Here is a 15962-nt window from a genome sequence, read left to right on the forward strand (position 1 = left end):
CCCACTGGATGTTGTTGTCCTCGTCGAAGCGGGCCTTGAGTTCCACCAGGGCCATCACCTGCTTGCCGTTTTCGGCAGCGCGGATCAGGGCCTTGATGATCGGAGAGTCCTTGGAGACGCGGTAGAGAGTCATCTTGATGGCCAGTACCGAGGCGTCGTCGGCGGCCTGGTTGATGAACTCCTCCACGGAGGTGGCGAACAGATCGAAGGGGTGATGCAGCAGCACGTCGCCCCTGCGCAGCACCGAGAAGATGCTCTCGAACGTGTTGGGATTCAAAGAGCCGTCCTCCAGCTGGCTCTTTTGCGCTCGTCTGAGTGGCTTAGGCGTCACACCGTGCCATGGTTTGTCTTTCAGATCTGGGACAGGCAGCCGCATCAGTTCCAGTAAATCTCCCGCCGCTAGCAGGCCCTTCACTGCATACAGGTCTGTTGGTTTCAGGTGCATCTTGTGCATCAGATCCAACGCCATGCCCTGGGGCATGCTCTGATCTATTTCCAGCCGAACCACCTCGCCCCCTGTGCTCCTTTTCCTTAACCCCTCCTTTAGGGCTTCCAGTAGATCATCGCCATCCTGCTCTTCCAATTCCAGGTCGGCATCCCTTGTCACGCGGAACAGGTGACAGGCGTGGATCCTTACCCCTGGAATCAGCCTACCAAGGTTGATCGCGATCAGCTGTTCTTGTGGAATCAGCATTGCGACAGGTTCTGGTTGGCGTCCCCCGTGTAACTCAGCGGGAATCTGTATGAATCGTGGACAACTTCTCGTTGGCACCTTGACCCGCGCCAGCTGCTGGCAATGGCTTCCCGGTTTGCTGATCAGGGCGACAATATTGAGGCTGAGACTGCTGATAAACGGCCATGGTGTGTTTGGCCCAACCACCCTTGGCCGTAGGGTTGGACTGATGTGTGTCAGAAAGTAGCTCTGCACCCAGTCTTTTTGTCGGCGCGTCAGATCCTGGTAGTTGAGGAGTAACACCCCCTGCTTCGCGAGCTGAGGCTTTAGCTGCTCCTGGAGATGGTTCTGTTGTTCCTCTAGTAAGGGCAGGAGCTGTTCGTGGATCGCATTGAGCCGCGCGAGTGCCTTGCGCCCACTTTCACTCTGGAGCTCCAGCTCAGCCTCGGCTTGAGACTTCAAGGAGGCGACACGCACCATGAAAAACTCATCGAGGTTATTGCTGAAGATGGCGCTGAACTTAGCTTGCTCCAGCAGTTTGGTTGCGGAGTCGCGCGCCAGTTCCAGAACCCTTTGGTTGAACCTGAGCCAGCTCAGTTCCCGATGGACCGTTGGATTATTCATGGCTGCTGTCCTCGCCTGCAATGCCGCATCAGCGTCGTGTGGCTGTCCAGTCTTCAAACCAACCACGCTTCCGTAACCAGATGGTTTGGATTGTGGCGATCATTCCCATCAATAGAAGGGCTGCCAGGTAGCCATAATGCCAGTCCAGCTCCGGCATGTTTTTGAAGTTCATGCCGTAAATGCCGGCAATGAATGTTAGTGGCGCAAAAATTGTTGACACGATGGTGAGTGTTTTCATCACCTGATTCATCCGGTTCCCAGTGCTCGCCATGTGGGCCTCTGTTACCGCATCGCACTGATGGCGCAGAATTTCGCAACTTTCAAAGATCTGCTCCACATTCTGGGCCATTTCCCTAAAGCCCTGCAGACCCTCGGGACCCATCACCGGTTGGTTCTGGCGAAGGAAGAGCAGGGTTTGATGGCGTAATGGCCACAGTTGCTGGCGTATCCGCCGCAGATTGTTGCGTAGTTGGTAGGCCTTTCCCAGGATTCTTGGTTTTGGATCCCGCAGGGCGGCTTCCTCAAGGTCGTCCAAGCGGTTGGCCATCTGCTCCAGCATGGGAAAAATTCCATCCAGCAGGTTGTCCACCATGTAATGCAGGAGATCATCGAGATCCTCTCCTGCTGCGGCAGGTTTTTTGTTTTGTAGCCACTCCAGCAACGAGTCAAAAGAGGTTTGGCCAGGCGCTTCCTCGATGGAGATCAGCAGGTTTCGCATCAGCACCATGCTCACCTGGTCGCTTTCCAGCTCCAGGGGGTCCCGCGAGAATCGAAGCCTGTGGAGCACCACGGCAATCACGTCCCCCAAGGAATCAACCCGTGTGGCCTGGGGGGTCTCCAGCAACAGGGGTTGAAAGGCTTCAGGAACCTCCAGTGTGTTCAACAGGGCATGGGTCACGTGGGGTTGGCCCATGCCTGTCAGCCGCACCCAGAGGGGTAGGCCCATGGCTTTGAGTGTTTCCAGTTCCGCCAACGTGCTGACGCGCTTTTCTTCGACCCCACTGGGTGATAACAGCACCACCCTGCATTCGCTTGCTGCGCGGCCGCCAGCCAGGTAGAGGGCTGTTGGCATGGTTCCGGGTCGCTCTTCTAGGCGCCTGGATTCAAGGGATCCTGGCGTTGGCCTCAGCATCGTGAGTTCTTCCACCTGCACCATCCCCCGAGAACCGTAGCCACGGGGTATCCCCAGGCTGCGGTGGGCCAAACCACCGGTTTGCTGTGTTGTGCCCGACAGCGTTGCTTCACGGACTGGTGTGGACTGCGGTTGTGTTCGCAGCAGATGTGGTGGCCTCGTTTCGCAGCTGGTTCGCGCCTGTTGCCTCTTGCCTGGCGATTCAGTCGTTGTTGATGGCTTGCCTTCACTGGTTGCCGGTGCCACCCTCGCCAACCCAATCTCCTGGGTTTGCACCAGCGGCGACCCATTGATCGGCGCCCCTGGAGATTCACTGTTGATCAGTCCTGAAGGCTTGTTGCTTCCAGGTCTGGTGCTGCTACCGCCTGGGCGAGTGCTGCCATCATTGTATGGTAAAAACTGCTGTATTCGTGCTTGCTCATCAGGCAGGCTTGCATGGGTTCATGTAGCAGACCGGCCTGGAATACGCCAAACAGCATTAAGGCTTCCCGTTGCGATAGGCAGATCAGATGATCCCCCTTGATCTGGGTGAGCTTCACGCAAACTTCAAGACTTCGCTGCAACCTAGCAGCACACATGCTCCCTTGATCCCCATAACCTGCTGTTAACTCTTCGCGACTCTGATCGTTCACAGTGGGTGAAGGGTCCTTCCTCCCTGCGCCATGGCCATGTTGCCCACCTGCGGACATTTTGCGGCGGAGCAGCTACAGCGGCATGTGCGTTCGCTCGTTGGCCTCCAGGCGGATGTGCTCGCCGATCGGGATCCGGAACCCCTGCACCAGATGCGGGTCCGTTTCCGTCGTGTGCGCAGCACCCTTAGCCAATTCGCCCCGGCCCTCGTGCTGCCAGAGCGGCTCGACGATGGCCACATTGCCAAGATCGGGCGTCGGCTTGGCATGGCCAGAGACCTGGATGTTCTGCGCTCGCGCCTGCAGGACGTGCTCCTGCCCCTGCTGCCCGCGCGGGAAACCCTTGTGCTCAAGCCGGTTCTCAAGCAGTTGCGCCGCGAGCGCAAGCTCGCCTTTTCTGATCTGCGGGACACGCTGCAGGGTCGCCGCTATCTCCGCCTGCTGGCTGATCTACAGGGATGGCTGAGGCAGCCCCAGTTCACCTCCTTGGGGGACGAGTTGCTCCTCGATTGGTGGCCCCATTGGAAGTTGGCGTTGGCTTCTGATCTCCTGGCCCATCCCGGATGGCGCGTGCTCGATCCCAGCGACCCTCAAGGCCTGCAAGCCGTGCATGACCTGCGCAAACGGCTGAAGAACCTCCGTTATGGCCTGGCCAACCTGCAACCACTTTCTCCGCACACCCTGGATCCCTGGCTGGTTCGTCTCAAGGCCATGCAGGAGCACCTGGGCGATCTCAACGATCTGCAGGTGCTGCAGGTTGCCCTTGCCCACCAGCTGGAGGCCGAGGTCGATGCGGTGGTGCCCACCCTCTGCAGCCTGATGGCCGAATCCCAAGCCAAAGCCTGGGGCCACTGGCTTGAGCTCTCCGCCGATCTGCGAACCCCCCAGGGCCGCAGCCACTGGTATTCCATGTTGGTCAGCGGGTTGGTTTGAAGCCGGGTGCGGCTGCTGTCAAGTGCCGCCAACACCGTTCGGCCGCGCCAATGGCCCATAGTCTGGTTGCTCCAGTGGCGCAGCAACAGCGTTGTCGATTGTCCAGGCCTGTGGGCCCGTTGCCCTGCCCCTGTTGCTCGTCTCGATTGTTGTGGCCACGGTGCTCTTCGATCGCTGCCTGTTCTGGTGGCAGTGGTGGCGCCAGCCGCAGCAGCGCCTCCGCGGCACTTGCCAGTCCCTGAGGGACTGCCCTACGAGCTCTGAGCGCCACCTCCAGCTTCGCCGCCTCAAGCGTGCCATGGCCCAGGGCGAGACGTTCCTTCAAGCCGCCCTGCTGGTGGCGCCCATGTTGGGCCTTTTGGGTACGGTGCTCGGCCTGATGAACGTGCTGCGCGCCCTCGGCCCCCAGCTGCTGTTGCCCTCCTCCACCCCCCTGGTGGGCTACGGAGATGTGCTGGTGAGCATGGTTCTAGGTCTGCAGCTTGCGCTGGTGGCCCTGGTGGCCGGGCAGGTGAACCGCGGTCTGCGTCAATGGCAGCTGCAGAACCTTGAGTTCCTTGTGCAGGAGTTGGATCTGCGCCCATGACCGACGGCACGCTTGCTCTGGTTCCCAGCCTTGCAGCGGCGCTTAGCGTGCTCACCGCGGTGGCGGCTCTGCCTGGGCTGCTGGTCGGTGCTCCCGAGCCCACGCTGCGCCTTCCCGTGGCCCCGGCCACGGCCCTTGTGCTGGTGTTGGCCAAAAGCAACAGCGGTGTCTGGTATGCCAATGGCACCCCGGTGCCCCAGCTTCAGTTGGCCCGCCGTCTGCGCCAGCAGGGCCCAACCCTTCGCATCCGCTTTCTGCCCTCTCCTGGCCTCACCACGGCCCAGGTGAGTGAGGCTATGGCCTGGCTACGCCGCCACAGCCGCACCGCCGTGCAGTTGGAGCTGGCCCATCAGGGATGAGAACGTCATGGTGGTCTTCCTTTGCTTATGGCGGCTGCGGCGTCACGGTTGCTGGCCTGGCGCTGGCCCTCCTGCTGTTGCCCCAGCAGTTAGCCCTGCGGCCGATGCAGCAGGGCGTGCTCCAGCTGCAGGTTCAGGCCGATGGCAGCCTGCGCCTCTGGAACCAGCCCATCAGCGAGAGCCAGCTGCAGGCTCTGGTCCGGAGGGCTTCAGCACGCCCGGGCTGGCAGCGGCTGCGGCTTGTTCCCGACCCCGGGGCCCCCTGGGGGCAGGTGCTGCGCCTGATCGACCAACTCGACGACCGAGGTCTTTCGCTTGAGCTTCAACTTCCTTCGGCCTGAGTTGCTGCTCGCCCTGGCTCTGAACGGCGCCTGGTTGGCATTTGTGGGATTGCCTCCCCGTCCCGTGCAGCCTCGCCCCACCATCACCGCTGCCGATGCGCCGCAGTTGTTGAGGTTGAGTCGCAAGCTCGCGGCCCAGGGCGACGTCCAGCGCTCCGCCCTGCCAACGATCGCGGCACTGGATGCCTTGCCCCCGCCGCCCCCGCCTGAGCTGCTTAGCCCCTCCCCGCGCACCGATGGTGCCCCTGCCCCTGGCTGGGTCTGGTCGACGGCGGACAACGACCTTCCCACCGAGCCGGCTCAGGCCCTGGAGATGTCCCAGGCCTGGATTCCCGGCAGTGGCTCGGCAGTGCCTGAGGCGAGTGCCGCTTCCTTGGAAATCCGCCGGCGCCAGCTGTGGCTCACCCCTGGCCAAGCGCAGCAGCTCCAGGCCCTGTGGCAGCGCAGTTCTTCGCTGCCTGCACCGTTTGAGGGCTTGCCAGCTGGCACCAGTGCCCGGCGCCTGCCTGCCCCTGGCCGAGCCCCCCTGGGCTTGGCCAGGCCCCACGGTTTTTCCCTGGTGCTGCCCGATGCGGTGGTGCTGTTCTGGCGCCAGGGCCCGCAGGTGTGGCTGTTGCGCAGCCCCCTCAACCGCCCTGCTGGTACGGCCTAACCGAACCTTAATGAGACGACTACCAGCGCTTTGCCTGGTGTCTAGTCGTGCTCCATACAGTTCCGGGGCATCCGCCGCACAGTGGCTTCCATGGTGTTCACGCCCTCCCGTGAAGGGTCTTGTCGGGTTGTTCTCGAGGACACTTACCAGAAGCGCGATCTGGTTCATCTCGGTGCCGGCAGCGCCGTGCCCCTGCTCCGCAATCACCTGTGGTTGGTGGTGCGCGGCATGGTGAAGCTCACGTGCATCACTGAACACGGCGACGACCTGGTGCTGGGTCTGGCTGGTGCCAACGAGCCCTTTGGCGAGCCCCTCACCAATGTGGACCTCTATGAGGCCACCACCCTGTGCGACACGGACCTGCTTTGTCTGTCGATGGATGAGGTGGAGTCCACGCCGCACCTGGCGATGGCGCTGGTGCGGGCCATGGCCAGCCGCATGCGCCAGTCGGAGGCCCTGATTTCCCTGTTGGGTCTGCGCCGGGTGGAGGAGCGGGTTCGGGGATTTCTGGAGTTGCTGGCTGAGGAGTACGGACAGCCCTGTGACCAGGGGCTGCGCCTGAATCTGCGCTTCACCCACCAGGAGATTGCCAGTGCCCTGAGCACCACCCGGGTCACCGTGACGCGGGTCCTGGGGGCGCTGCGGGATGAGGGCTGGCTGCAGCTGGACGACCAGCGCCAACTGGTGGTGAGCCATCTGCCCCGGGTCTAGGCCCGCGGCAGCAGGAGGTCCAGCACCGCCCCGCCTTCGGGATGGTTGCTGGCCCGCACCATGCCCCCGTGGCACAAGGCGATCTGCTGCACGATCGAGAGCCCTAGCCCACTGCCGGTGCGGGGTCCTTTTGCCCGGGCTGGATCGCCGCGATAGAAGCGTTGGAACAGGCGTTCCTGATCGGTAGCACTGAGGCCAGGGCCCTGATCCCGCACACTGATCTGGCACCAGCGGTCGCGGTAGTGGATGCTCACCGCGATGTTGGTGCCATCTGGGCTGTAGCGCAGGGCATTGTCGAGCAGGTTGAGCAGTGCCTGGTGCAACCGCGCCGCATCCACCGCCGCAAGGCGAGAAGCCTCGCGGCCCGGGCTTACCTGTAAGCCCACGCTGCGCACCTTGGCCAGGGGTTCCAGCGTGGTCCACACGTTGCCGATCACGTCGCGGGGGTCGATCGCCCCGTTGCCACGACCCTCCCCCATCGGTGTGTTCTCCAGCCGCGAGAGATCCAGTAGGTCACTCACGAGCAGCTGCAGTCGCCCCAATTCCTTCTGGAGCCGTCCCACCAGCACCATTTGCTGTCCCTCGGATCGGTCCGCCAGGCTTTCACTCACCAGCATCAGGGCGGTGATCGGGGTTTTCAATTCGTGGGCCACATCGCTCACCCATTGCTCCTGCCGCTCGAGCAGGGTCTGCAGAGGATCGACGCCCTGGAGCAACACCCCCACCCAGCCATCGCCGCCAGCCAGCACCCGCAACTCCAGGGTGTCGCCACCCACCGGCCAGTAGCCCCGCTGGGGCTTGCCTTTATCCCGGGCCAGATCGATCAGGTGCTCCACCTCATCGCAGGGCTGCAGCAGTGCGATGGGCTGTCCCTGAAGGGCCAGGCCCTGATTCACCCCAAGCAGTTTCTCGGCCCTGGGGTTGATGCTGGCGATGGTCTGATCCGGTGCGATCACCAGCCAGCCCTGGGGTGCATCCTCCATCCAGCGGCGTAACTGCTCCGGTGGCAACGTCGCGGGTGCCGCTCTGGCCAGCGCTCGGCGACGTTGCCTCTCGGTTCGCTGTTGATGCCGGCTGTGCCCCAGCCAGCCCAGCAAGCCACCAGTGGCCATGGCCAGCAGCACGGATAGGGGGGCGCTACCTGCCATGGCCTCAGCCAAACCGGTAGCCGAAGCCACGCACCGTCACGAGGTGCACCGGATTGGAGGGGTCGAGCTCGATCTTCTCCCGCAACCAGCGAATGTGCACGTCCACGGTTTTGCTGTCGCCGATGTAGTCGATGCCCCAAACCGCCTCGATCAGCTGCTCGCGACTCCACACCCGTTTGGGCTGTTGCAGGAACAGCTCCAGCAGCTTGTACTCCTTGGGCGAGAGTTTGAGCTCCTGATCGCCTCGGGTGACGCGGCATTCACCGCTGAACAGCTCAAGGTCGGCGTGGCGAAGCACTTGGTGGCGCTGTTCGGCCTGGGCCTGCTCCTGGCTGCGGTTGCGGCGCAGCAGCGCACGGCAGCGAGCCACCAGTTCCCGCATGCCAAAAGGCTTGATCAGGTAGTCGTCGGCGCCCACCTCGAGGCCGAGCACCCGATCGGTTTCGGTGTCCCGAGCACTCACCACCAGGATCAGCGGTGGGTTGGGCTCCTGGCGCAGCTGGCGGCACAGATCCAGGCCATTCATGCCCGGCAACATCAGGTCCATAACCACCAGATCGAAGCGTTCACGCCTGAGCAGATCCCAGGCGCTCTGGCCATTGGTGGCAGCCGTCACGGTGAAGCCCTCCAGCTCCATGGCCTCGCTCACGGTGTCGCGAATGGTGTCGTCGTCTTCCACCACCAACAAGCGCGCGCCGGAGGGGGGAGAAGGCACCTTGCTCATGCGGTGATTCTGGAGGGGCTAACTGGTAGCGCGGGATACGTGGTGCAAGGCCAGCCCGCTTTGGTGCGGAGCTGGCCCCGTCCCGGGTTCAGTAGCCGTTGCAGCCCTGCACCGAGATGCGGTAGCTGAAACCCAGGGCATTCGGATCGTTGCTGGCGCCCACCTTGAAGTTCATCTGGCTGGCCTGCTTGCCGGCCACGGCAGGGAAGGGGCCAAACATCCTGCCGGTGCCGATGGGGGGATTCATCAGCTCGTTCACCACCTGCAGGTTGCTGCCATCGCTGAATTTCATGTACGCCTGCACCGGGTACTGGGCGTTGGGATCGGAACTGTTGGCGGTGAAGAAAAACTTGTAGGTGCTGTAGGGCTGGTTCACGATGAAGTCCGTGTTCCAGTTGGTCTTGGAGAATGGCATGACCTTGCCGGCACCCACCGATTTGGCCACGATCGGCGTGCTTCCGTTACCGCCGATGGGCTGCAGGAAGGTGCACTGCTGGGCGGCCCAGCTCGCTCCAGGGGCCACGATCAGGCCGGCACAGCTGGCGGCTAGGGCAACAACACGACGCATCGCAGGATCGAAGGCAGCAGAGCTTGCAGGTTAGGCCCGACGGGGTGCTTCGCCCTCCGGAGTTGTGACCTGGGCTGGCGGTTCACCCCTCGTTGTCCAGCTGGCATTGGATCAGGCTGGGGTCCGTGAGGCGCTCCAGCACCCGCTGGAGATCCACGGGCGAGAGCTCGCCGTCGTGGCCCCACTTGAGGCTGGTGCTGGAGGCCCCAGCCTGGTCTGGGCCTGGATGGAGCGAGAGGTTGGTGTCTGGGCTCATGCCGATGGCTGCATGTCCTGATTCCAACACTAAAGCAGCGCTGGGTGCCTGCCGGTTGTTAGGGGATCAGAGGTCAGGCCGCCAGCAGTTCTGGCTCCCGGTAGGGAATGAAGTTGGCTTTGCGGGTGCCGCAAATCGGGCAGCTCCAATCGTCCGGAATGGCCTCAAACGGGGTGCCCGCCGCGATGCCGGAGTCCGGGTCGCCGGCTGCAGGGTCGTAGATCATTGAGCACACCTTGCAGATCCACTGGCCAGGCACGGGCTCCGGGGCCTCGCCGGCAACGCCGTTGCCATGGAGGGCCTGCAGGGCAACGGTGTAGCGATCGGCGTGATGGTGCTCAATCGGGGTGAGCAGTCCGAAGTTTTTGGCGGCGGTGCGGAAGATGCCAGCGTGTTCCTTGGATTCCTCGATCTGGCCGTGGAACTCGGCGGCGGCGTCGCTGTCGCGATCGGCCTGGGCCTGGGCGGCGAACTCTGGGTACATCGTTGTGTACTCGTAGGTTTCGCCCTCGATGGCCAGCTCCAGGCAGCGGGCCAGCACCGCTTGCTTCTCGGCCTCGCTGAGGCCGGCGGGATCCGCGATCACCAACTCAGGGTGCAGGAGGCGGAAGTGGGCAAAGGCGTGCTCGGTTTCCTGGTTGGCGGTGTCGCGGAACAGCCGCGCCAGCTCGGGGTTGCCGAGCTGCTTGGCCACATCCGCAAAGAAGAGGTATTTGCGATTGGCCATGCTCTCGCCGCCGAAGGCGGCCTCGAGGTTGGCGCTGGTGCTGGGCTTGGACAGATCCATGGGGCCTGCGGTGGCAATGCAGCCAGACTAACTCAAGTCGGAGTGAGTATGAGTTAGATGGTGGGGTCCGGGCGGCTGGGTTGCGACCGGTCGGGGCCTGAGTCGCGATGGGGATGTCTTCTCTTGCTCTGGTTGCTAAATCAGGGATGAGGACCGCCGCAGCAGTAGGCCATGGGCCATCACCAGGTGTTAGTCGTTGGCGGCGGAGCCGCGGGTATCACCGTGGCCGCCCGGCTCAAGCGCTTGCGCCCTGGCCTGGATCTGGCCCTGCTGGAGCCCTCCACCGATCACTATTACCAACCCGGCTGGACCCTGGTGGGTGCCGGGGTGTTCAGCCTCGAGCAGACCCGCCGCCCTGAGGCCAGCCTGGTTCCCGATGGCGTCACCTGGATTCGCGAGGGCGCTGCCGGTTTTGACCCGGCTCAGAACAGGGTCACCACCACGGCTGGCCAGGTGCTCAGCTACGACGCCTTGGTGGTGGCCACCGGCATGAAGCTCTGCTGGGACGCCATTAAGGGTTTGCCTGAAGCCCTGGGTCAGGGTGGCGTGTGCAGCAACTACTCCAAGGATCACGCGGCCTACACCTGGGAGGCGATCCAGAATTTTCAGGGCGGCAATGCGGTGTTCACCTGCCCGCCCATGCCCATCAAATGCCCGGGTGCCCCCCAGAAGATCGCCTATCTGGCCGATGACGCCATCAAGCGGGACCCTGCTCTGGCCACCCGCAGCACGGTGATCTATGCCACGGCGACCCCTGGCATTTTTGGGGTGCCCACCTATGCCGCGCCCCTGCGGGAGGTGGTGGCTCGCAAGGGCATCGATGCCCGCTACAGCCATGTGCTCACCGAGGTGCGCGCCGCCAGTAAGGAGGCGGTGTTCAGCGTGAAGAAGGAAGGGGAGGGGCCCCGCGAGGAGGTGATCCCCTATGCGTTGCTGCACGTGACGCCGCCCATGGCCGCTCCCGAGGTGGTGGCCCAGAGCCCCCTGGCGGCTGCCTCAGGCTTTGTGGAGGTGGATCAGTATTCGTTGCAGCACGCGCGCTTCCCCAACGTGTTCGCCATTGGCGATGTGAGTGGCATGCCCAACTCGAAGACGGCCGCCGCCGTGCGCGGCCAGGCGCCGGTGCTGGTGAGCAACCTGCTGGCTCAGCTCGATGGCGGCAAGGGGAGTGGCTCCTACGACGGCTACAGCTGCTGCCCGCTGATCACCGGCTACGGCAAAACGATCATGGCCGAGTTCAACTACAAGCAGGAACCCACCCCCTCCTTCCCGCTCGATCCCACGGTGGAGCGCTGGAGCATGTGGTGGGTGAAGGTGAATCTGCTGCCCTGGCTCTACTGGAACCGCATGCTCAAGGGCGCTGACCATGAGCGCCGCTTTATCCCCGGCTTGCCGGCGGCCCGCTAGGGCCCCAGCACCTGCAGCTGTTCTGCCCCCGACCGGTGAGGCTGTCATCCACCCGGGGCGGGATCTGGGGATCACCCTTGCGCTGCCGGGCTACACCGGATTACCCCAGCTTGAATCCACGGCCATGAGTGCTTCCCCCTCCACCGATGTGCTGGTGATCGCCGCCAGCAACGGCCAGAACCTGCAGCTGGCGGAGCGCTTCGCCGCCGCTGCCCGCCAGCAGGGCCAGAGCGCTGCGGTGTTGGATCTCACCGCCATCCCGCTGCCGCTGTTCACGCCGCTGGCCCAGGCCGCTGGCATACCGCCGGCGCTGGCGGGGTTGCAGACCCGGCTGGCCGCTGCCCCCCGCTGGGTGATCTGCGCGCCGGAATACAACGGCTCGATTCCACCGGTACTCACCAGTGCCATCGCCTGGCTGTCGGTTCAGGGGGATGACTTCCGTGCCCTGTTCAACGGCCGACCCGTAGCGATTGCCACCCACTCCGGCGGCGGCGGCCACCTTTTGATGGCTTCTCTGCGGCTGCAGCTGGCCCATCTCGGTGCCCACGTGGTGGGCCGCCAGCTGGTGAGCAACGGCACCCATCCTGCCAAGGACGACTCCATCGCCGATCTGATCACCCGGCTGCACCAGCTCCTAACCCCGCAACCATGAGCACCGCCACCCCCGCATCCGCCACCGCCTCTGGCCTGGTGTTCCGCCCAGCTGCCGATCGCTTCCATAGCCAGCTGGACTGGCTCGACAGCTGGCACAGCTTTTCCTTTTCCAGCCACTTCGACCCGGCCTGGATGGGCTTTGGCCCCCTGCGGGTGATCAACGACGACACCATTGCGCCAGGCCGCGGTTTCGGGATGCACCCCCACCGCGACATGGAGATCATCACGGTGATGGTGGAGGGCCAGCTCAACCACCGCGATTCGCTGGGCCATGCCGAGGTGTTGCGCGCCGGCGAGGTGCAGCGCATGAGCGCCGGCACCGGCGTGGTGCATAGCGAGATCAACGAGGGCGACCAGGCCTGCCGCCTCCTGCAGATCTGGATCGAGCCCAGCAGCACCGGCATTCCCCCGGCCTACGGGCAGAAACCCTTCACCATCGGCCCCGGCTGGACACCCCTGCTGGATCCCGATCAGGCTGGCGGCGCCATGGCGATCCACCGGCCGGTGCGCCTTTGGCGGGCCCGGCCCCAGCCCGGTGAACGGCTGGAGTTGCCGATTGCACCAGGTTGTCAGACCTGGATGCAGCTGATCGATGGGGGCGGGGCGTTGCGGGGCGAGGGTCTGCCTGCCCAGCTGCAGCGGGGCGATGGCCTTGGTTGGACTGCCGCTACAGCCAGTCCCGTTGCGTTCACCGCTGCTGGCAGTGGGGCCGATCTTCTCGTGTTTGCGTTCGGCTGAGGCGCTCCAGCCCACCTGCAGATGTTGTGAAGGCGACGCCCCTACGCCTTCGCCTGCATCAGCCTTGACCCATGGCTCACTGCTCTTCCCGCGTCTATCGGTTGCTGGATGGCCAGGGCTTGCCCCACCCTGAGCTCGATGACCTGTTCGAGTCGTTGGAAGCGGCCCAGGAGGCCGCCCATCGTTGGTGTGAGGCAAAGGGTCTGATTCCCCAGCTGGCCGATGCCCGCGTCATCCAAACCGTGGTGGCCCAGCAGTTCGGCGTGGAGGTGAGCACCCTGAAGGGTGATTGGCGCACCCTGCGCCACGCCGGCCCGGCAGGGCAGGTGATGCCGCGGTTGCAACAGGCCTGATTCGTCCCCTCGCCCTGGCCACCCCGGCGGTGACAGGGCTACGGCGTGCTCTGGCTGGTGCAGGCCCTGATCGATTGGTCTATGCCGAAACGGCAGCCGCTGTGACAGCGCCTGGCCCTGGCTTCGATCAGGTTCAACCCCTTGTTCTGTTCGTAGGTGTTGGCGATGGTGATGGCCTCATCACCCCGGTGGTACCGGCTGGTGGATCAGCAGGGGGTGCCCCACCCCGTGCTGGACGATCTCTATGACTCTCTTGACGCAGCCTGGGCCGAGGCCCAGAGCTGGTGGCTGACCAACGTGAGCGCTGAACCCGTGGGCATCGGGGTGGAGGTGAGCACCGCTAGCGGCTGCTGGCGCACCCTGCGGCCCCCAGGCTGAGTCAGCCTCTAAATTGGTATCCGCTGATACCAAAAAGGGCGCCATGGCGCCCTTCCATAGTTCCATTGGATCCTGATCACAATGCCCAGCCCTGAGCGCTTCGCTGCCCTTCAGACCATTCAGCGTCGCAAGCCTGCGGCCGTCCAGCCGGCCCCGGCCCTCAGTGAGATCTGGGCCAGTGATGTCTTCACCCTCGACAAGATGAAGGAGGCGCTGCCCCGCAGCGTGTTCAAGTCGATCCAGAAGACGATCCGCGAGGGCGGCAAGCTCGATCCCTCGGTGGCCGACTCCGTGGCCATGGCGATGAAGGAGTGGGCCACCAGCCGTGGTGCCCTCTATTACGCCCACGTTTTCTACCCGCTCACCAACCTCACGGCCGAGAAGCACGACGGCTTCATCGTGCCCAAGGGCGATGGTCGGGCCATCACCGAGTTCACCGGCAAGTTGCTGGTGCAGGGCGAGCCCGATGGCTCCTCCTTCCCCAACGGTGGCTTGCGCTCCACCTTTGAGGCCCGTGGTTATACGGCCTGGGATGTCACCAGCCCTGCCTGGCTGATGCGCACCCCGAATGGGGTGACCCTCTGCATCCCCACCGTGTTCGTGTCCTGGACCGGTGAGGCCCTCGACAAGAAGACACCGCTGCTGCGCTCCAACGCGGCGGTGAATGCCCAGGCCCAGCGCCTGCTCAAGCTCCTGGGCAACCAGGAGGTGGCACCCATCAACTCCAGTTGCGGTGCCGAGCAGGAATACTTCCTGGTGGACAACGCCTTCATGTCCCTCCGGCCCGACCTTCAGCTCGCCGGTCGCAGCCTCTTTGGTGCCCCTCCGGCCAAGGGCCAGCAGTTCGATGACCACTACTTCGGCGCCATCCCCGAGCGCGTCCAGGTGTTCATGCAGGACGTGGAGGATCAGCTCTACCGCCTGGGGGTGCCGGCCAAGACCCGCCACAACGAGGTGGCTCCAGGCCAGTTCGAGATTGCGCCGGTGTACGAGGCCGCCAATGTGGCCACCGATCACCAGCAATTGATCATGACGGTGCTGAAGAGCACCGCCAAGCGCCACGGCTTCACCTGCCTGCTGCACGAGAAGCCCTTCGCCGGCGTGAACGGCAGCGGTAAGCATGTGAACTGGTCGATCGGCAACAGCACCCAGGGCAACCTGCTGGATCCCGGCAATACTCCCCACGAGAACATGCAGTTCCTGCTGTTCTGCGGCGGTGTGATCCGGGGTGTGCATCAATACGGCCCCCTGCTGCGGGCTGTGATCGCCACCGCCAGCAACGACCATCGCTTGGGTGCCAACGAGGCCCCTCCGGCGATTATTTCCATGTACCTCGGCAGCCAGCTCGAGGACGTGTTCAACCAGATCAAGGCCGGTGAGCTGAAGAGCTCCGCCAGCGGCGGCGTGATGCGCCTTGGCGTAGACAGCCTGCCGGAATTCCCCAAGGACGCCGGCGATCGCAACCGCACCTCCCCCTTCGCCTTCACCGGCAATCGTTTTGAGTTCCGTGCCGTGGGCTCTGGTCAGTCGGTGGCTGGTCCGCTGGTGGCTCTGAACACGATCCTGGCGGACTCTCTGGGCTGGATGGCTGATCAGCTGGAGGGCCGTCTGGCGGCCGGTGAAAGCGTGGAATCGGCGGCCTTCGCCGTGTTGCAGAAGATCACCCAAGACCACGGCAACGTGATCTTCGGCGGTGATGGCTATTCCAGCGAGTGGCACCACAAGGCTGTGCACGAGCGTGGCCTTGAGAACCTGCGCACCAGTGCTGACGCCCTGCCCGTGCTCCAGCGCCCGGAGGTGCGGGATCTGTTCGCCCGCCACAGCGTGCTGAGCCCGGTGGAGCTGGAAAGCCGCTTCGAGGTGTACGCCGAGCAGTACTGCCTGGCGATTGAAGTGGAGGCCAAGTTAGCCCTGCGCATGGCCCGCACTCAGGTGTATCCCGCTGTCACCACCTACCTCGGCGAGCTGGCCGGATCCCTGCAGGAGCAGGAGTCGATTGGCCTGTCGCCCTCCCGCGACGTGGCCCAGCAGATTGCCGCCCTCAACCGGCAAGTTCTGGATCGCGCCACTGCCCTGGAAACCGCCCTTGGTTCAGCTCCCCACGGTGCCAGCGCCCACATGCGCCACTGCGCCGACCAGCTGATGCCGTTGATGGGTGAGCTGCGCGCCGCCGTGGATGGCCTCGAGGTGCTGGTGGATGACACCGCCTGGCCCTTCCCCACCTACCAGGAGATGCTCTTCGTGCGCTGATCGCCCTTCAGGAGAAAGGCTGCGCTGCAGCTGCATAGGGCACCAGCTTTGGCTGGTGC

The 15962-nt window shown here is 64.1% G+C and carries 20 protein-coding genes; 12 read left to right on the forward strand and 8 right to left on the reverse strand.

The features are described from left to right. From KBZ14_RS13700 to KBZ14_RS13710, 3 genes are all read right to left on the reverse strand, one after another. The coding region (locus tag KBZ14_RS13700; protein WP_315856153.1) for a polyphosphate kinase at positions 1–1363 on the reverse strand (1363 nt) is incomplete at its 3' end. Beyond that, the gene (gene corA / locus KBZ14_RS13705) at positions 1326–2195 is read right to left on the reverse strand and encodes a magnesium/cobalt transporter CorA (RefSeq protein ID WP_399219661.1); all 870 of its coding nucleotides are present in this window, start codon (positions 2193–2195) and stop codon (positions 1326–1328) included. The genes KBZ14_RS13700 and corA, both read right to left, overlap by 38 nt. A gap of 554 nt (positions 2196–2749) precedes the next feature. Continuing rightward, positions 2750–2968, reverse strand: a complete 219-nt coding sequence (locus KBZ14_RS13710) for a hypothetical protein (RefSeq protein ID WP_255118905.1) — start codon at positions 2966–2968, stop codon at positions 2750–2752. Between the two features lie 129 nt (positions 2969–3097). Between KBZ14_RS13710 and KBZ14_RS13715 the strand changes: the two genes are divergently transcribed. The 6 genes from KBZ14_RS13715 to ptrA all read left to right on the forward strand — a co-directional run bounded on the left by KBZ14_RS13715 (position 3098) and on the right by ptrA (position 6640). Continuing rightward, on the forward strand, positions 3098–3991 hold the full coding sequence (locus tag KBZ14_RS13715; RefSeq protein ID WP_255118906.1) for a CHAD domain-containing protein: 894 nt from the start codon (positions 3098–3100) through the stop codon (positions 3989–3991). A 91-nt stretch (positions 3992–4082) separates the two neighbouring features. Further along, positions 4083–4577 (forward strand): MotA/TolQ/ExbB proton channel family protein, encoded by a 495-nt coding sequence (locus tag KBZ14_RS13720; protein ID WP_255118907.1) that lies wholly within the window; start codon positions 4083–4085, stop codon positions 4575–4577. Next, positions 4574–4936, forward strand: a complete 363-nt coding sequence (locus KBZ14_RS13725) for a hypothetical protein (RefSeq protein ID WP_255118908.1) — start codon at positions 4574–4576, stop codon at positions 4934–4936. Before KBZ14_RS13720 ends, KBZ14_RS13725 begins: the two co-directional genes overlap by 4 nt. Next, a complete protein-coding gene (locus KBZ14_RS13730; protein ID WP_255118909.1) occupies positions 4933–5277 on the forward strand; it encodes an ExbD/TolR family protein in 345 nt (114 codons plus the stop codon). Before KBZ14_RS13725 ends, KBZ14_RS13730 begins: the two co-directional genes overlap by 4 nt. Then, positions 5252–5929 (forward strand): hypothetical protein, encoded by a 678-nt coding sequence (locus tag KBZ14_RS13735; RefSeq protein WP_255118910.1) that lies wholly within the window; start codon positions 5252–5254, stop codon positions 5927–5929. Before KBZ14_RS13730 ends, KBZ14_RS13735 begins: the two co-directional genes overlap by 26 nt. 90 nt (positions 5930–6019) lie before the next feature. Further along, on the forward strand, positions 6020–6640 hold the full coding sequence (ptrA, locus tag KBZ14_RS13740) for a Crp/Fnr family transcriptional regulator PtrA (protein WP_255118911.1): 621 nt from the start codon (positions 6020–6022) through the stop codon (positions 6638–6640). Here the strand turns inward: ptrA and KBZ14_RS13745 are convergent. The 5 genes from KBZ14_RS13745 to KBZ14_RS15770 all read right to left on the reverse strand — a co-directional run bounded on the left by KBZ14_RS13745 (position 6637) and on the right by KBZ14_RS15770 (position 10123). Beyond that, on the reverse strand, positions 6637–7788 hold the full coding sequence (locus KBZ14_RS13745; protein ID WP_255118912.1) for a sensor histidine kinase: 1152 nt from the start codon (positions 7786–7788) through the stop codon (positions 6637–6639). The two genes, ptrA and KBZ14_RS13745, sit on opposite strands and share 4 nt — an antisense overlap. A 4-nt stretch (positions 7789–7792) precedes the next feature. Beyond that, positions 7793–8512 carry a response regulator transcription factor gene (locus KBZ14_RS13750; RefSeq protein WP_255118913.1) on the reverse strand — a complete coding sequence of 240 codons (720 nt, stop codon included), beginning with the start codon at positions 8510–8512 and terminating at the stop codon, positions 7793–7795. Between the two features lie 88 nt (positions 8513–8600). Continuing rightward, a complete protein-coding gene (locus tag KBZ14_RS13755; RefSeq protein WP_255118914.1) occupies positions 8601–9080 on the reverse strand; it encodes a hypothetical protein in 480 nt (159 codons plus the stop codon). Positions 9081–9162: 82 nt separating this feature from the next. Then, positions 9163–9336, reverse strand: a complete 174-nt coding sequence (locus tag KBZ14_RS13760; RefSeq protein WP_255118915.1) for a hypothetical protein — start codon at positions 9334–9336, stop codon at positions 9163–9165. A 73-nt stretch (positions 9337–9409) separates the two neighbouring features. Further along, a complete protein-coding gene (locus KBZ14_RS15770; RefSeq protein ID WP_261349139.1) occupies positions 9410–10123 on the reverse strand; it encodes a rubrerythrin family protein in 714 nt (237 codons plus the stop codon). Between the two features lie 171 nt (positions 10124–10294). Between KBZ14_RS15770 and KBZ14_RS13775 the strand changes: the two genes are divergently transcribed. The 6 genes from KBZ14_RS13775 (at position 10295) to KBZ14_RS13800 (ending at position 15903) form a co-directional block, all read left to right on the forward strand. Then, positions 10295–11530, forward strand: a complete 1236-nt coding sequence (locus tag KBZ14_RS13775; protein ID WP_255118916.1) for an NAD(P)/FAD-dependent oxidoreductase — start codon at positions 10295–10297, stop codon at positions 11528–11530. 124 nt (positions 11531–11654) lie between these two features. Continuing rightward, entirely contained in the window at positions 11655–12182 is a 528-nt protein-coding gene (locus tag KBZ14_RS13780; RefSeq protein WP_255118917.1) for an NADPH-dependent FMN reductase, read from the forward strand. Further along, positions 12179–12922 carry a pirin family protein gene (locus KBZ14_RS13785; RefSeq protein WP_255118918.1) on the forward strand — a complete coding sequence of 248 codons (744 nt, stop codon included), beginning with the start codon at positions 12179–12181 and terminating at the stop codon, positions 12920–12922. The genes KBZ14_RS13780 and KBZ14_RS13785 overlap by 4 nt, the downstream gene beginning before the upstream one ends. A 71-nt stretch (positions 12923–12993) precedes the next feature. Continuing rightward, on the forward strand, positions 12994–13275 hold the full coding sequence (locus KBZ14_RS13790; protein ID WP_255118919.1) for a hypothetical protein: 282 nt from the start codon (positions 12994–12996) through the stop codon (positions 13273–13275). Between the two features lie 165 nt (positions 13276–13440). Further along, complete coding sequence (locus tag KBZ14_RS13795) at positions 13441–13653, forward strand: hypothetical protein (protein WP_255118920.1); 213 nt, start codon at positions 13441–13443, stop codon at positions 13651–13653. Positions 13654–13734: 81 nt separating this feature from the next. Further along, positions 13735–15903, forward strand: coding sequence for a glutamine synthetase III family protein (locus tag KBZ14_RS13800; RefSeq protein WP_255118921.1), 2169 nt, complete (start codon positions 13735–13737; stop codon positions 15901–15903). Positions 15904–15962: the final 59 nt, after the last annotated feature.

It is taken from the genome of Synechococcus sp. HJ21-Hayes (genome assembly GCF_024345835.1).
GTDB lineage: Bacteria > Cyanobacteriota > Cyanobacteriia > PCC-6307 > Cyanobiaceae > Vulcanococcus.

Bases quoted from the DNA above. Each gene is read 5' to 3' on its own strand.
- KBZ14_RS13715 (WP_255118906.1), top strand. From the start codon at position 3,098: ATGTTGCCCACCTGCGGACATTTTGCGGCGGAGCAGCTACAGCGGCAT.
- KBZ14_RS13725 (WP_255118908.1), top strand. From the start codon at position 4,574: ATGACCGACGGCACGCTTGCTCTGGTTCCCAGCCTTGCAGCGGCGCTT.
- KBZ14_RS13730 (WP_255118909.1), top strand. From the start codon at position 4,933: ATGAGAACGTCATGGTGGTCTTCCTTTGCTTATGGCGGCTGCGGCGTC.
- ptrA (WP_255118911.1), top strand. From the start codon at position 6,020: ATGGTGTTCACGCCCTCCCGTGAAGGGTCTTGTCGGGTTGTTCTCGAG.
- KBZ14_RS13745 (WP_255118912.1), bottom strand. From the start codon at position 7,788: ATGGCAGGTAGCGCCCCCCTATCCGTGCTGCTGGCCATGGCCACTGGT.
- KBZ14_RS13750 (WP_255118913.1), bottom strand. From the start codon at position 8,512: ATGAGCAAGGTGCCTTCTCCCCCCTCCGGCGCGCGCTTGTTGGTGGTG.
- KBZ14_RS13755 (WP_255118914.1), bottom strand. From the start codon at position 9,080: ATGCGTCGTGTTGTTGCCCTAGCCGCCAGCTGTGCCGGCCTGATCGTG.
- KBZ14_RS13760 (WP_255118915.1), bottom strand. From the start codon at position 9,336: ATGAGCCCAGACACCAACCTCTCGCTCCATCCAGGCCCAGACCAGGCT.
- KBZ14_RS15770 (WP_261349139.1), bottom strand. From the start codon at position 10,123: ATGGATCTGTCCAAGCCCAGCACCAGCGCCAACCTCGAGGCCGCCTTC.
- KBZ14_RS13775 (WP_255118916.1), top strand. From the start codon at position 10,295: ATGGGCCATCACCAGGTGTTAGTCGTTGGCGGCGGAGCCGCGGGTATC.
- KBZ14_RS13780 (WP_255118917.1), top strand. From the start codon at position 11,655: ATGAGTGCTTCCCCCTCCACCGATGTGCTGGTGATCGCCGCCAGCAAC.
- KBZ14_RS13785 (WP_255118918.1), top strand. From the start codon at position 12,179: ATGAGCACCGCCACCCCCGCATCCGCCACCGCCTCTGGCCTGGTGTTC.
- KBZ14_RS13790 (WP_255118919.1), top strand. From the start codon at position 12,994: ATGGCTCACTGCTCTTCCCGCGTCTATCGGTTGCTGGATGGCCAGGGC.
- KBZ14_RS13795 (WP_255118920.1), top strand. From the start codon at position 13,441: ATGGTGATGGCCTCATCACCCCGGTGGTACCGGCTGGTGGATCAGCAG.
- KBZ14_RS13800 (WP_255118921.1), top strand. From the start codon at position 13,735: ATGCCCAGCCCTGAGCGCTTCGCTGCCCTTCAGACCATTCAGCGTCGC.